The sequence below is a fragment of the Eubacterium album genome, from assembly GCF_025336545.1.
GTDB lineage: Bacteria > Bacillota > Clostridia > Lachnospirales > Lachnospiraceae > Eubacterium_U > Eubacterium_U album.
This window is the reverse complement of sequence record NZ_JAODBU010000002.1, coordinates 484,700-499,619: the sequence shown is the minus strand read 5'-3', so window position 1 is coordinate 499,619 and position 14,920 is coordinate 484,700. Positions and strand designations below refer to the sequence as shown.

General features: G+C 30.2%; 14 protein-coding genes. 12 read left to right on the top strand and 2 right to left on the bottom strand.

Annotated elements, in window-relative coordinates:
- Nucleotides 1–242 precede the first annotated feature (242 nt).
- Nucleotides 243–2,693: a metallophosphoesterase gene (locus N5B56_RS02550; RefSeq protein ID WP_118565586.1), complete on the top strand. Its 2,451-nt coding sequence runs from the start codon at nt 243–245 to the stop codon at nt 2,691–2,693.
- 825 nt (nt 2,694–3,518) lie between these two features.
- On the opposite strand, the gene N5B56_RS02545 is transcribed toward N5B56_RS02550, so the two are convergent.
- Nucleotides 3,519–5,414, bottom strand: a complete 1,896-nt coding sequence (locus N5B56_RS02545) for a BglG family transcription antiterminator (RefSeq protein ID WP_117909726.1) — start codon at nt 5,412–5,414, stop codon at nt 3,519–3,521.
- 165 nt (nt 5,415–5,579) lie between these two features.
- On the opposite strand from N5B56_RS02545, the gene N5B56_RS02540 reads away from it, so the two are divergent.
- The 5 genes from N5B56_RS02540 (at nt 5,580) to N5B56_RS02520 (ending at nt 9,267) form a co-directional block, all read left to right on the top strand.
- Nucleotides 5,580–5,900: a PTS lactose/cellobiose transporter subunit IIA gene (locus tag N5B56_RS02540; protein ID WP_117909728.1), complete on the top strand. Its 321-nt coding sequence runs from the start codon at nt 5,580–5,582 to the stop codon at nt 5,898–5,900.
- Nucleotides 5,893–7,302 carry a glycoside hydrolase family 1 protein gene (locus tag N5B56_RS02535; protein WP_117909729.1) on the top strand — a complete coding sequence of 470 codons (1,410 nt, stop codon included), beginning with the start codon at nt 5,893–5,895 and terminating at the stop codon, nt 7,300–7,302. The genes N5B56_RS02540 and N5B56_RS02535 overlap by 8 nt, the downstream gene beginning before the upstream one ends.
- Nucleotides 7,289–8,605 carry a PTS sugar transporter subunit IIC gene (locus tag N5B56_RS02530; protein WP_117909731.1) on the top strand — a complete coding sequence of 439 codons (1,317 nt, stop codon included), beginning with the start codon at nt 7,289–7,291 and terminating at the stop codon, nt 8,603–8,605. Before N5B56_RS02535 ends, N5B56_RS02530 begins: the two co-directional genes overlap by 14 nt.
- Nucleotides 8,606–8,687: 82 nt before the next feature.
- Nucleotides 8,688–8,993 carry a PTS sugar transporter subunit IIB gene (locus tag N5B56_RS02525; protein ID WP_243003026.1) on the top strand — a complete coding sequence of 102 codons (306 nt, stop codon included), beginning with the start codon at nt 8,688–8,690 and terminating at the stop codon, nt 8,991–8,993.
- Nucleotides 8,994–9,009: 16 nt separating this feature from the next.
- Nucleotides 9,010–9,267: an HPr family phosphocarrier protein gene (locus tag N5B56_RS02520; RefSeq protein WP_117909733.1), complete on the top strand. Its 258-nt coding sequence runs from the start codon at nt 9,010–9,012 to the stop codon at nt 9,265–9,267.
- A gap of 442 nt (nt 9,268–9,709) precedes the next feature.
- Here N5B56_RS02520 and N5B56_RS02515 read toward each other — a convergent pair whose 3' ends face one another.
- Complete coding sequence (locus N5B56_RS02515; protein ID WP_117909735.1) at nt 9,710–11,083, bottom strand: sodium-dependent transporter; 1,374 nt, start codon at nt 11,081–11,083, stop codon at nt 9,710–9,712.
- 179 nt (nt 11,084–11,262) lie between these two features.
- On the opposite strand from N5B56_RS02515, the gene N5B56_RS02510 reads away from it, so the two are divergent.
- The 6 genes from N5B56_RS02510 (at nt 11,263) to N5B56_RS02485 (ending at nt 14,821) form a co-directional block, all read left to right on the top strand.
- Entirely contained in the window at nt 11,263–11,457 is a 195-nt protein-coding gene (locus N5B56_RS02510; RefSeq protein WP_199663683.1) for a hypothetical protein, read from the top strand.
- A gap of 4 nt (nt 11,458–11,461) precedes the next feature.
- The gene (locus tag N5B56_RS02505; RefSeq protein WP_199663682.1) at nt 11,462–11,650 is read left to right on the top strand and encodes a TetR-like C-terminal domain-containing protein; all 189 of its coding nucleotides are present in this window, start codon (nt 11,462–11,464) and stop codon (nt 11,648–11,650) included.
- Between the two features lie 154 nt (nt 11,651–11,804).
- Nucleotides 11,805–12,191 carry an MDR/zinc-dependent alcohol dehydrogenase-like family protein gene (locus N5B56_RS02500; RefSeq protein WP_118565585.1) on the top strand — a complete coding sequence of 129 codons (387 nt, stop codon included), beginning with the start codon at nt 11,805–11,807 and terminating at the stop codon, nt 12,189–12,191.
- A complete protein-coding gene (locus tag N5B56_RS02495) occupies nt 12,181–12,306 on the top strand; it encodes a hypothetical protein (protein ID WP_260978319.1) in 126 nt (41 codons plus the stop codon). Before N5B56_RS02500 ends, N5B56_RS02495 begins: the two co-directional genes overlap by 11 nt.
- A gap of 551 nt (nt 12,307–12,857) precedes the next feature.
- Nucleotides 12,858–13,565, top strand: coding sequence for a LytR/AlgR family response regulator transcription factor (locus N5B56_RS02490; RefSeq protein ID WP_022087902.1), 708 nt, complete (start codon nt 12,858–12,860; stop codon nt 13,563–13,565).
- Entirely contained in the window at nt 13,562–14,821 is a 1,260-nt protein-coding gene (locus N5B56_RS02485) for a sensor histidine kinase (protein ID WP_260978318.1), read from the top strand. The genes N5B56_RS02490 and N5B56_RS02485 overlap by 4 nt, the downstream gene beginning before the upstream one ends.
- Nucleotides 14,822–14,920 lie beyond the last annotated feature (99 nt).

Genomic DNA, 14,920 nt, shown 5'->3' with positions numbered 1-14,920 from the left:
TTGAATATGTAACCATAAGCTAACCTTTATGGGGAGCTTCTGGTTTCTTTTTGTTATTTGGATAAGTGTATTGTTTTCTATATATTTTTTGCATTTTTTTAATATTCAGATATTTTTAATGACTTTAATTTCACTTTTTTATTTTTTACGTAACTTTGACATAAAGTATACAGAGGCTTTAATATTACGAATTATTATATGTGAGTACACGTAAATTAAGTTTAGAAAAGTGAGAGGAAATTATGAGAAAAAATACAAGTAAAGCAATAGGGGCAGTTCTTATTGCCGGTATTGTGGCATCAGGATTAAATGGAATGCCATTAAATAATAGTGTAAATCAAATTAATGCGGCAACTGTTGAAGCAGGAACTCCATATGACGGGGCAGGAAATTATAATGTAGCAGTAAATCATGTAATTATTAACCAGGTGTATGGTGGCGGAAATAATAAGGGTGCAGGTTCGCATGGTTTTATTGAATTATACAATCCTACAGATTCAGAGGTAGACTTATCCACATGGTCTGTTCAGTATGAAGGTGCTACAGGCGATGACAAGAATGATCCGGGATGGCATAAGCTTGATCTTAATGGAAGTATTCCGGCACATTCATCTTATTTAATAAGAACTAAGAAGTATAAGGATAACACTACACCGGCTAATTTTCAGGTTCCTACAGGTGACATGCAGTGGGATGATATTATAATTAATGGCAAAGGTGTAGCAGTTACATTAATGAGCAATCAACAGCTTTTAACAGATAATAATATTTTTGATAACACATCGAAGAAACCGTTAAAAGAAGGATATGTTGACCTTGTAGGTGTTCATGGCAATGATTCAATGGAAAGCGAAAAGGCTTTTGCTTTTGAAGGTTATGCAACAGACAGTCAGTCAACTAAGAAGGCTGTTAGAAGAATTGATTTTCAGGATACTGACTGTAATGCAATTGGTGAAGATGATGGTGACTTTGTAATAATTGAATATAATGCAACAGATGCTGATTATCTTCAGTGGGCAAGACCAAGAACAACAGCAGATGGTGCATGGTACGCAACACCAATGCCGGAATTTAAGGAAACTACATCATTAAGCAGTAGTGAAATTAACGTATTAACAAATACTTTTGGCAACAATGTTGAAAGTACCAGAAAGTTTACATGGCAAATGCCGGCTAGTTTTTCAGAAGGCTATGTAAATGTATCTGTAAATGAAAATATGACAAATGCTAAGAAATTTAATGCTACAAAAGCTTTAAACCACAAGGAAAGTGCAAGTGTGTTTAGAGCAGAGGCAACAGAACTTTCAAAGAATACAAAATATTATTATCAGGCAGTATGTGGAGATGTAAAATCAGAGGTTTATTCATTTACAACAGGAAGTTTATCTGATGATTTTACTTTTGTAAGAGCATCAGACAGTCAGTCTAAAACAGAGTCGGGATATGATATTTTCCAGAAAGCAGTTACAAAAATAGCAAATACATATAACCCTGTATTTATTATGGAAACAGGAGATCTTGTAGATACAAATTATTTTGAAGATGAATGGAGATGGTTTATAGGAAAGTCTCAGGGAATGTTTGGAAGTACAGCATATATTCCGGTAGTAGGCAATCATGAACAGACATCTTCATATGATGCATGGGCTTTTAGAGAACATTTTTCAGTTCCAAATGAATGTACAGAAGAAGGTGTGACACCGGGAACAGTTTATTCTTTCGATTACGGAAAAGTACATTTCGTAGTTTTGAATTCAGAATGTAAGGGTGAAGGCTTAAAGTCACAGGCTAAGTGGGCAGCAGATGATATGTCAAAAACAAAACAGAAATATATTATCGCAGCAATACACAGAGGACCATATGGCGGAGCAGGAATTGCAGGAGATGTTTCAGAAGCATTTACACCTGTTTTTGACAAATACAATGTAGAATTAGTATTATTCGGTCATGACCACTCATACATTAGAACAAAAGCTTTAAAAAATGGAGTAGAAGATAAAAACGGAACAGTTTATCTTGAGTGCGGTGGCTGTGCATCAAAACAGGATTCAGCTAACAGCACAATTCCGGGATATGCAGAAATTACTGGAACACCGGGAATGCCTGTATATGATGTTATTACAGTAACAGATGAAAGTATAAAGGTTAAGACAGTAACAGTAGATGAATCAACTGACACAATTTCAGATTTACAGGATACGGGAAGCATAAATTACGTAAACCCTGATGCTAAAATTGAATTTGAGGTTTTGCCTAAGAATCATTCAATAAAAGAAAATGAGTCGACGACAGAACCTGCAACAAAAGAAAATGAGTCAGCAACAGAACCTGCAACAAAAATTGAAGGTATCAATACGACAGCTAATGCCGAAACAACAAATAATGAAACTTTAAAGACAACAGATATAATTAAAGAAAAAGTACCTGCAAAGGTAAAAGATCTTAAAGTAAAGCAAGTAAAAAAACGTTCAATAAAAATAAGCTGGACAAAGAGTAAGAATGTTAAAAAATACGAGGTAAGTATTTCAGCAAATAAGAAGTTCAAAAAATCAAAAACAACTACATATATGACAAGTAAAAAAGTATATGTATTAAAGAAACTTAAAATCAGGAATTACTACATTAGGGTTAGAGCAATAAATGGCAAAAAAACAGGAAAATGGTCAAAGATATTAATCAAAATAGTTAAATAATTTCAATAAAAAAAGGATGCTATTAATGGGTGAATTGCTTCATGTTAAGTAGACAATTAAAACAATAAAAAATTTTTCTATCCAGCAGGATATTCCTGCTGGATGTTTTTATTCTACTTTTAAATAGTTTTTGTGTTTTCAATAAGTGTTAATATTCCTAAATTTCTTTGTAATCTTTTATTGCTGTCTCTGACTACGTAAGCAACAATTTTTCTGTCATATAAATCGAGTATTGCACTCAAGTACACATTATATTTTTCAGTTCAAATATAATACTTAAATTCTGTAACAGCAGTTAACTATTTTTATTTGGTGTATAGGCAGAAAATTCACGGCTTAATATGTTTTTAGTTTCAGTAGCCGGGATTTTCCTATTAAGTCATTTATAATAGGAAGCTCAACTTACTTTTCCAAGGTTGCATAGTGCATTAATGGAATATCCATAAATTCTATTTCCTTCCTTGATTGTCTGAAAGATAATTCAATACAGCTTGCTCTTTTAATTATTTTGGGTAATGTTTATATGTAGATACGTAAAATTCATCTTCACTAGAATTGTTGTAAATAGTTATCCATTGCTAAATAGAAGTTAGTGTAATTTCTAGTCTATTGGCCATATGAGTCATACTTTCTTTACAGATTTAATTATATGAATAGAATCAAGATTATCTTATGGACTGATTGTGGATTTTAACATAGAAAATGCTCCCTTCTAAATATTAAGTGATTTTTCACTTGTCTATTTAGAAGGAAGCATATCCGAGGTATGAACAGCCTCAATCTTATGTATTTAAATCTCATAAGTTATGTTTGACATTCATAATTTTATTTTTCTAACAATTGTTCAAGAAAGAACATTAGACTGTCAGCTGATACAAGTTTGTTAACTTTTTCAGGCTTTTCTAATGTCTGGACTATACCATTATATAATTCCATGAATTTTTTCCTGTCATTTTGTTGGACGGCTAACATTAAAACAATATGAATAGTATGTTCGTCCCATTTAATGCCATTTTCACTAGTAAGAACACAAATCATAGTATGGGTAGCGTTCATGTCTAAAGCATGTGGAATTGCAAAGGTGTCAAAAAAACATGTTGAAGATAATTGTTCACGTTCTAAAACAGATTCAATAAAACCATCTTTACACAAACCATAATCTATAACATTTTGTCCCAAAAACTTAATAACATCTTCCTTATTGCTAAAATTGTTTGATTTAAAGAAAAGCTTTTTATCAAAAAATGATGATAACATATTGTTTCTTTTAATTTTTTGCTTGTTTTCTAAACATTTATGAATGGCATTATCTATGTTTATTTGATCCATCATAGTAAAAAATGGTGATACCACAATAACTTCTTTTCCAATGAGATTTAAAGGTTGTGTAGTTATAATCAAATCAGAGTATGCATCAATTAAAGTAGAACTGTTATTAGTGTTAAATAATTTTAGTGTTATAAAATTGTCATAATTATCTAAAAGTTTTTTTTCAATATTAGAGTCAATATGGTGGTAATCATGACATAAAAGCAAAATAGAAACTTTATCAGAATCAGTGTTAGATGATTCAATAAGATATCCAATATGTATGCTTATGTATCCGATTTCAGAATCAGCAATATGAATGTTGTATTTTTTATTTAGTTTTTGAGCAATATTAACAGATACATCATATATAAAAGGACAATTTTTCTTTATATTATAGAGAAAATCGTTTCCTGATGACTGAATACTGTTAGCTCTTTTAATTAAACCATGTATATGTAGAGCAAAACTATAAAGATACTCATCAAAATTAATTTCTAACATGTAATAAGAAAATACATTTAATAAAATCTCTCGGATATCTTCTATAAAATCTTCCGACAAGATATCTTTAGAACTTATCAGATGATTTTGGTTTATAGGTTTTATTATTCCCTCTAATAATGATGAAATATAAAAAATATCATCTTTTGTAGGAGCAATATTGCAATGTGCTGAATACTGAGTACAAATTTCGTTTGCAATTTTCGATTCTATATTATCAGAATGGTCGGATATATTATTAATCGGTTGTGAAACATAATGATCCGTACGCATTCTGTATAATGCTATAGTAATGTTTACAATTAAATTGTTATAGTAAGCATTATCAATATAGTAGTCATATTTATTTATTGAGTTTAGAATAATTATCTTTATTTTATCAACATCGATGCCTTCAAAATAATTGGTCAGATTGTCAATACTGTTAAAAGCCGGATTAATTTCATCAAAAATAATTTTGTTTAAGTATTTGCGCTTATTTAATTCGTTGCCAACAACAAAAACAGTGTTGTTGTTTCTTGATATTTTTAAATCAAAATTTTCTAAAGTTTTATTTATTGTTTTAAAGTATTTTTCCAAGGTAGTAGTGCTAATATATAGAGAATCCGCCAGGTCATCAATATTATAATGAGGCGTGTGAAAAAATACTTTTTTCAAAATTATATGTTCCAAATTTTGTTCATCTTCAGATAGCTGGAAAGTTAATGCTTTATACATATTGTAATCAAGAGAATATCCTCTGTTAGTTGATAAAATTAACGGTAGGACTTTATTTATTTCAGCAACTTCAGATTGAATAGTTCTTAAAGAAACATTTAAAATCAAACTTAGTGATTTCCCTGTTATATAATCATTAGAACTACTGATTTCTTTAATTATTTTTTTTTGCCGCTTAGTGAATCTGTTCATAACAATCTCCTTAATAAAAAATACGTTATAAAAGTAATTAAATTATACAATATTGATAAAGTACAGGCAAATACTTCAATGCGGTGTATACCGCAAAAGTCGATTTGTAATCGCAAATCAAGTGAAATATAATAGCAGCATAAAGAAACGAAAGGAGAAAAAAATATGAATAGAGAAGAAGCACAAATGGTAGCTTTTCAACTTATAAGCTATGCCGGAGATGCGTTTTCATCTTTTTTTAAGGCAGTGGAAAAAGCAAGAAATGGAGAGTTTGATGAAGCTGATGAGCTAATAAAAAAAGGAGAAAGTGAGTTAACTAACGCTCATAACGCTCAGACAGAATTGCTGGCAAAGGAGGCTCAGGGAAAGGATATTGAATATAGCATAATGTTAGTTCATGCACAGGATCATTTAATGACGACAATAATGTATGAACGTGTTGCAAAAGAATTTATAACATTGTACAGGGAGAAAATTAATGGATAGAAAATTCTTGTGGGGAAGTGCTACAGCAGCTTATCAATGTGAGGGAGGATGGAAAGAAGGTGGCAAAGGAATGTCCAATTGGGACACTTTTTGTCATAGTGAAAAAAACAATATAAATCCTGTAACAGGAGATGTAGCATGTGATCATTATCATAGATATGAAGAAGATATAAAAATGATAGCAGATGGAAATCAGAATGCATATAGATTCTCCATTGCGTGGACAAGAATAATACCGGATGGTGTAGGAAAAATCAGTAGAGAAGGTATTGATTTTTATAATAGATTAATTGACACATGTAAAAAATATAATGTAGAACCGTTAGTAACATTATATCATTATGACTTACCACAATCCTTATTTGAAAATGGTGGATGGGAAAACAGGGCAACAGTTGATGCGTATGAAGAATATGTAAAGGTTTGCTTTAAGGAATTTGGAGACAAAGTAAATTATTGGGCAACAATAAATGAACCAAATTACGAAACACTTTGCTGTTATGGTTTTGGAAATTATCCTCCTAATGTAAAGAATCTTGAGAGACGGTGGAAAGCTATGTATCATTTAATGTTAGCTAGCGCAAGAGCTGTTAAAGCATATAAAAATATGGGATATAAGGGAATGATAGGACTTGTAAGTGATAGCTATCCAATTGAAATATTAAAGGATAATGAAGAATATAGGAAGGCGAAAAAGCTTGCAAATATATTTTTTAACACGTCAGTTAATGATACATGCATAAAGGGATATTATCCTGATGAATATATAGAACATTTAACAGAGTTAGGTTATGATTTGTCATATATGAAAGAAGAAGACAAAGAAATATTTAAGGCAGGAACAGTAGATTATCTTGGTGTGAATGCATATTGCAGATTTTTGGTTAAACCTTGTACAGGAAGAGAAACTGTAATGGAGGTGAATAATACAGGAGACTCATCAAAAAATGAGGAAATGGAAATAAAAGACTGGTGTGCGCTGGATGATGATCCAAATACGAAGAAAACACCTTGGGGAACAGAAATATATCCTAAATCAGTATATGATATGTTGATGGAATTTAAGGAATTATATCCTGATACACCAATTATTATTACGGAAAATGGTTTGGGAGAGTATGACATAGTTGAAGGTGAAAAAATACATGATCAGTATAGAATTAATTTTCTACAGGGATATGTAGATTGGATTAAAAAAGCTATAGTTGAAGGTTGTGACTGTAGAGGATATTTTGTATGGTCAACAATGGACGTTTACAGTTGGATTAACGGTTATAAGAAACGTTATGGTTTAGTTTATATAGACTTTGATGATAACTGCAAGAGAATACCGAAAGACAGTTATCATTGGTATAAAGAATTTATAAAAGAAAAAGGAGGAAGTTACAATGGAAAAATTTAGTAATTGGATTGAAAAGAAGATATCTCCACTTGCAAATAAATTGGCAAGACAGAAATATCTTCAAGCTTTGCAAAACACATTCCTAGCTTTAATTCCACTATTCACTATAGGAAGTTTTGCTCTTATTATTATATCACCGCCAATGGATTATACAACAATGGATTCAGGTGTGCTTAAGGCTATTATGCACGGATGGGCAAATATTGCATCGTTTACAAGTCCAGCACTGGGGTATGTTTATTCGGTAACAATGTCTCTGATTGCATTGTGGACATCAATTGGATTAGCAATTAATTTAGGCAAACATTATAAGATGGACAAATCATGGGTTACAGTTGCAGTTTCAGTTGCGTCATTTATGATAACAGCAACTATGAACAAAGAGGGAACGTTAGTTTTTGATTATCTGGATGGAAAAGGTTTATTTGTTGCAATATTAGTAACAATTGTATCTTTTGAATTATACAGATTTTTATCTGACAGAAAGGTTGGATACATCAATTTGGAAGGTGGTGGAGTTCCACCTGCACTTGCCGAATCGATAGGAAACCTTGTTCCAATAGTGATTGTTTTGGTAGCAGTTGCAACAGTTGACGCAGTATTATTAAACTTTACGGGAGTAGGAATTCCGGCAATAATGCAACTTATTATGACACCTATAGTTAATATGGTTGACAGTATTTGGGGAGTTGTTATATTAGCATTAATAGTTATGATTTTCTGGTGGTTTGGTATTCATGATACAGTAATAACAGGTCCGTTGGATACATTCTTAATGAATAATTTTACAGCTAATCAGGCTGCCTTTGCAGCTGGTACAGCAGCAGTAGCACTTCCGTATATTGTTACTGAGCCATTTTGGTGGACATTTATGGCTATTGGAGGTAGTGGTGCAACACTTGGACTTGCTATTTTAACATTGTTCAGTAAATCAAAACAACTTAAGACAATAGGAAAAATAGCTATTATTCCTTCATTATTTAACATTAATGAACCGTTGATTTTTGGTTTGCCACTTATGTACAATTCAACAATGATGTTGCCTTTCATATTGGTTATGCCGTTAAATGGTGTAATTACATATATAGCAATGAATACGGGAATTGTAGCAAAAACTTTTGCATATGCAAGTTGGAATATGTTTTGTCCAATAGGTGGACTTATTGATACTATGGATATTAAAGCATTAATTTTAATTTGTGCTTTAATTGTAATTGACATAATTATATACTTCCCATTCTTCAAAATATATGAAAAACAGAAAATAAAAGAAGAAGTGATGGAAGAGAGCACGCAGGCATAAAATAGATAATTTTACATCGTAGGATAATAGGTTGAAAAATAAAATTTTTCATTACTATTTGTGCCCAAACAACGAGAAAGGAATGAAGATTAATATGAAGATTTTGTTAGTATGTAATGCAGGTATGAGTACCGGGATTATGAAAATGAAACTTGAGCAGGAAGCAAAAACAAGAGGGTTAGATGCCAGTGTAGATGCTATCCCAATGGTAGAGTTAGGTGATAATCTTGAAGGAACAAGTGTTATACTTCTTGGACCACAAATAAGATTTGCATTAGATGACATAAAAAAACAGGCAGAAGGAATTCCGGTAATGGCAATTGCTGCTCAGGATTTTGGAATGATGAATGCAAAAAAAGTTTTGGATGAGGCATTAAAGGAAATATAATGTTAAGGAGGCAAATATGATTCAAATTGACCATATAATAAGTTGCATAGATGGATTACATGCACGACCAGCCGCAGAATTAGCAAACATTGCAAGCGAGTATGCAATTGAAGTGTATATAAACAAAGATGGAAAGATAGCAAATATAAAAAATATAACTGAAGTTGTAGGTTTATGTGCTAAATATGGTCAGAAAATATCAATATTAATTAATGGAGATAATGAAAAAAAATCATTAAAGACTATAAAAAAATATATAGAAGAAAAACTATAAATTAAATAATATGGTTTGATAATATATGAAGGATAATTTGGCCTTAAATATATTTATTTTATCTTTCTTATTTAGAGGGGCTGTCGCTTTAACGAATGAAAATTCGTGAAGTGACAGTTTCATTTATGCATTTTTTGAGGTTTCTATTGAAGTTTTAATCTTTTCTGTCACTTTTTATGGTGTAATTTAATAAGCCGTTATTAGCGGCTTATTAAATTTATACGACGTTTAGTCTGATTCTTTGTTACTGTTTTCTTCTATGTTATATTTAGTTGCACTGATTTAAATTATAAATTTTCTGTAAGTTAATGTTTGAGTTCATACATTAATTTTACATCAACTGTCAGAGTCTTTTGAGGCATGGCAGTTATTTTTTGAAAATTTTTACATGAAAAAGTAGCATATAAACTAATTACTTTTTCAATAATATAGTATCCCTTTTTTATATTGTAATCAATCCAAATGCATTTGCGATTGAACTAAGAAGAATAATTGTTGCAAATATAGGACAAAGATATTTAATCATAAAATTAAAAATTTTCTTTCTGCGAAATTTTCCCTCGCCGTTAAGAACCTCTTCCTCAATCTTATTAAGACCAATTACCTTTGAAACGAGTATACATATGGCAAATGCTGCAATTGGCATCATTACAGAGTTTGTTAAAAAGTCAAAGAAATCTAAAAATTGCATTCCAATGATTTTTACACAGGCTAAAGGTCCATAACCAAGAGCTGATAAACTTCCTAGAACAAGCATTATTCCACCAAGAATGAAAGTAGCTTTCTTTCTGCCCCATCCAAATTCATCTTGAAAAGTTGAAACAGCACTTTCAGTTAAGGCTATTGAACTCGTAAGTGCTGCAAATAAAACTAATGTAAAGAATAAAATTCCAACAACCGTGCTAAGTCCCATGCTTTCAAACATTTTAGGAATAGTGATGAACATTAATGAAGGACCTGCATTTAAGGCATCAGGGTCACCACCAGAGAAAGCAAATACTGCAGGGATAATCATTAAGCCAGCCATAATCGCAATAGCGGTATCAAATATTTCTACATTTTTAGTAGAATCTTCGATTGATAAATCCTTCTTCATGTATGAGCCGAATGTAATTAAAATTCCCATAGCAATTGATAAAGAATAAAACATCTGTCCCATTGCAGCAACAACAGTCATCCATGAAAAATTCTCAAAATTAGGAATAAGGAAATATTTTACTCCGGCTAAAGCACCAGGTCGTGTCATAGAATAAATTGTAATTATAATTGATAAAACAATTAAAATAGGCATCATAAATTTTGATACACGTTCAATACCATTTCTAACTCCGGCATAAATAATGGCTAAAGTAATAAATGTAAATATTATAAAGCAGATTTCAGCGGAAAAACCACCTGTAATAAAATTAGTAAAATAGTCATCACCCGCTAATAATTTGCTGCCGCCAATTATATATTCGGCTAAATATTTAATAACCCATCCACCAATTACAGAATAATATGGAACAATGAGAATAGGAATAATAGCGTTAATCCATCCGCCTAAAGATGCAAACTTAGAGTTGCCAAAAAATTTAAAAGCACCCACAGGACTTTTCTTAGTCATACGTCCAATAGATGTTTCAGCAACAATCATTGTATATCCAAATGTCAGGGCAAGAATGATATATACTAATAAGAACATCCCGCCGCCATATTTAGCAGCTAAATACGGAAATCGCCATATGTTTCCAAGACCTACAGAAGCTCCGGCAGCAGATAATACAAATCCCAGCTTTCCGGAAAAAGAACTCCTTTTATTATTGTGTTTTTTCATAATTTTTTACCTCTCATATACTTTTTAATCGCAAGTATAAAAAGTGTAACATAGAGCAGAAAAAAACACAATAAGAGTAGAATAAAATCGTCTGACAGAAGAGTAAAATAAATCGCTATGAAACAAAGAGTAAAAACAGTTAGAAATCAAATGAATATGCACCAAAGGATACATCAAAAGTGGTGGCATTAAGAAAACTTGACAGAAAGGCAAAAATGCCGGCAACGATATTTACTTATACTTTTGGTATTTTATCAGCATTAATTACAGGAATAGGGATGTGTCTGTCAATGAAGGTAATAGGTAATGGAAACCTGATGTTTATTTTGGAAATAATAATTGGCATGAATGGGAGTAAATTATCCGATTTATAAAAAAATGTTTAAACACATTTTTAGTCCGACAATGGATATGTATAGTATTTCAAATGAAGAAAAAACATATATTGCAGCATTTTACATAAATGGAATGATTGCTGTTGTAAAAGAATGGCTACAAAATGATTGCAAAATGTCAGAAGAACATATATGTGACATAATTTTAAAATGTGTAAATACATCTAATTAATAAATTATTTAATGTAATCTTGCAGTGTTAAAAATATTAATATTAGTTAAATTTAGTAATTACAAAACAATTTAATATTATGGTCAAATTTAAATTATTATAATAAGCAGTAATGAATATTTGGAGAAGAATTTTACGAAAGCAGGAATTTATCTTGGAAAAGAGAGTATATCCGTATCTAAGATTTGTAAAAAATGATACAAAGAGAGCAGGAACAATAGGCGGCTTTTCAGAGTATATTTTAGTACCGGAGGCAAAGTTAAAGCATTCACTTTATTTTATACCGGCTGAAATAAGTGACAGGGAAGCAAGTTTAATTGAGCCTTTTACAGTGGGATGCAGAGCTGCAAGACGTTTACAACCACAAAAAGGAGAAAAAGCAATTGTATTTGGATGTGGAACAATTGGAATTGCAGCTGCAATTACGCTAAAATATTTTGGATTAGATCAAGTTATAATAGCAGATTTATCAGATTTCAGATTGAATATTGCAAAAAAACTTGGATTTGAAACATGCAATATAGCAAATAATGAAAAGTAAACGATGGGATATTGAATCAATTATCACGGATGAATATCCGTTAGAAAAACTTGACGAAGCAATAGAAAAGGCATCAAAGTCAGACGAAGCATTTAATGTTGTGATTAAATTTTAGAAAAGATAAACAGCGTAGGAGTAGGACAATTTTCTCAAGCAATTGCTGCAGTAGAAAAAACAGAGGAATAGAATTTATATGGTTAAAAAATATGGCTAAAATGAAAAGGGCTTTTTCATTTTAGCCATATTGCAATTGTATAGGTAATTTATAAATGATAAATATTACCTTTTACTAACTAACAACCGAATTTAAAAAAATTGCAAAGAGCATTAAATAACTCGGAACAGCTATTGAATTTAAAACACATAGTTTCGTCCTCCTTATTTTAGATTTGTACTGGCCAATTACAAGATGAATTGTAACAATTTCGTAATATTTAAACAATAGGGGATAATTGGAAATAGTTTATACGTTTAAAATAAAATTTCCTAAGTACATAAATATGTGGAACTAAGCTCAAAGCATTTTAAAAGCCCTACAAATTTAAAAATAAGTTAAATATAGGGCAAGTTGCACGAGTTTACCTAAGCCCAAATAAAGATGCTTTTGAAATTGAATTATGATATAATTACAAAATCCCTACTAATTAAGAAAGAGAAGGTCAGAAAATGAATATTGCAATTTGTGATGATGATAGGGTGATTATTGAACAGATTGAAGAATTTCTTCAAATTATTCACGATAAATCATTGGAATATGAGGTGTTTTTTTGTGCGGAAGAATTACAGAAATACATAACAGAAAATAATGTTAATTTTGATGTGTTTATATTAGATATTGAAATGAAAGAAATGTCAGGGATAGATTTTGCAAAAAAACTTCGAGAGAAAAATGTTGATTCTTTAATTATTTTTATGACCAGTCATTCGCAATATGTGTTTGATGTGTTTGAAACCGTAACATTTGACTTTATACAAAAACCGTTAACCTTCGAAAAAATAAAAAATACATTAGAGAAAACAAAGAACTATTTAGAAATAAAGAGAAGGAGCTTTGTATTTTCTTACAAAAAAAATAATTACAACATTGCATTTTCAGATATTTGTTATTTAGAAAAAGATGGTAGAAAAGTATGGATATATACAATTGATGATAAAAAATATCAATGTAATATGACATTGAAAGAAATATGGTCACAATTAGATGATGAAATGTTTGGAATGTTAAATAAATCGTTGATTGTAAATCTTTCAAAAATCGAAGGGATTATAGGAGAAAATGTAATTTTGCAAGATGACAGGATGCTATATGTAAGCAGAGATTATAGAAAAGAAATTAAGAAAAAACACTTGAATTATTTAAGGGGGCAGGTATGAATTTAATTTATGATTTAATAATTAATATAATTGACTATTTGATTATTTTCAAATATTTTAAGAGTTTTAGTGAAAAAAGAACTATGAAAAAGAAATATTGTACGATTCTTTTTTGTGGATGCATAATTTTGATTAGTGTTGTAAATCAGTTTCACAATCCAAATGCGAATCTGATTTTATGTATATTGATAATTTATCTATATAGTTGCTCATTTTCATATAGTATTTCGTATCATATAATTCTACCGGTTTTGTACATAGGATTTGGAATTGTAGCGGAACTGATAGGATTTTTTGTTTTGAATTTTTTAGGACAGGCAATTCCATATTTTATCCGTTACTATGGAAGTTCTTTTATCTGCGAAATTATCCGCTTTTTAATAGTTTATGCAATTTGTAAAATTAGGAAAATAAAATTCCCTAAATTGTCTTTTGATATAAGTAAATATCTGGTTATTATTCCACTTACATGTGTTTGTATATGTTGTATAACTATGAATATTATTCAAAACAGTAAGAATAATCCGGTTATTATAATGTGTTTAATGATAATAGTTATGACGATTTCGAGTAATGTTTTAATGTTTAAAATGTTTGTTAAAGTAACAGAAACATTATCGGATAATTATGAAAAGGAAATGTTGTTACAAGAGGCACAGGCAAAAGAACAATATTATAATGAAGTGGAAAAAAGTAATAAAGAGATACGAAGAATTAAGCATGATTTGAAAAATATGCTATTAGCGATATGCTCAGAGGCACAAAAGAATAATGAGATTTCAAAAGAAATTTATAAAATTATTAATGAGTTAGATGCGAGTAACAAAAAATTATATACATCTAATATAGTTATAAATACGATAATAAATCACAAGATGTGCCTGGCAGAAAATTTGAAAATAAAGACATATGTAAACATTAATGTACCAAAATCCGTTAATCTTGATTATAAAGATGCAGGAATCCTGTTAGGAAATATATTAGATAATGCAATAGAATCTTGCAAAAAAATTAATATGGAAGACAGATGGATTAAAATAGACATAATTTATAAGAAGAATACAATGTTTATAAAAATCTGCAACAGCAAGATAAAGGAGTTAGTGAATATAAAACAAACTAGTAAACATGATGTGCATAATCATGGAATTGGAGTATCAAGTATAGAGAATATTGTAAAAAAATATGGTGGGTATGTAGAATTTATTGATAAAGGAGAAGAATTTGAAGTGGCTGTAAGTTTGTATGGAATATAATAATTGTTAATAAAAATGGCAATCGGGCAATTATTATATTGATATTTGTTAATTTTAAAAATATTTTACAAATGATTACATATAAAACACAAATGATTA

Coding starts and splice junctions, on each gene's coding strand:
- N5B56_RS02525 (WP_243003026.1), top strand. CDS start 8,688: ATGAAGATTAATATGAAGATTTTGTTAGTATGTAATGCAGGTATGAGT.
- N5B56_RS02535 (WP_117909729.1), top strand. CDS start 5,893: ATGGATAGAAAATTCTTGTGGGGAAGTGCTACAGCAGCTTATCAATGT.
- N5B56_RS02540 (WP_117909728.1), top strand. CDS start 5,580: ATGAATAGAGAAGAAGCACAAATGGTAGCTTTTCAACTTATAAGCTAT.
- N5B56_RS02520 (WP_117909733.1), top strand. CDS start 9,010: ATGATTCAAATTGACCATATAATAAGTTGCATAGATGGATTACATGCA.
- N5B56_RS02530 (WP_117909731.1), top strand. CDS start 7,289: ATGGAAAAATTTAGTAATTGGATTGAAAAGAAGATATCTCCACTTGCA.
- N5B56_RS02515 (WP_117909735.1), bottom strand. CDS start 11,083: ATGAAAAAACACAATAATAAAAGGAGTTCTTTTTCCGGAAAGCTGGGA.
- N5B56_RS02550 (WP_118565586.1), top strand. CDS start 243: ATGAGAAAAAATACAAGTAAAGCAATAGGGGCAGTTCTTATTGCCGGT.
- N5B56_RS02490 (WP_022087902.1), top strand. CDS start 12,858: ATGAATATTGCAATTTGTGATGATGATAGGGTGATTATTGAACAGATT.
- N5B56_RS02505 (WP_199663682.1), top strand. CDS start 11,462: ATGTTTAAACACATTTTTAGTCCGACAATGGATATGTATAGTATTTCA.
- N5B56_RS02495 (WP_260978319.1), top strand. CDS start 12,181: ATGAAAAGTAAACGATGGGATATTGAATCAATTATCACGGATGAATAT.
- N5B56_RS02485 (WP_260978318.1), top strand. CDS start 13,562: ATGAATTTAATTTATGATTTAATAATTAATATAATTGACTATTTGATT.
- N5B56_RS02545 (WP_117909726.1), bottom strand. CDS start 5,414: ATGAACAGATTCACTAAGCGGCAAAAAAAAATAATTAAAGAAATCAGT.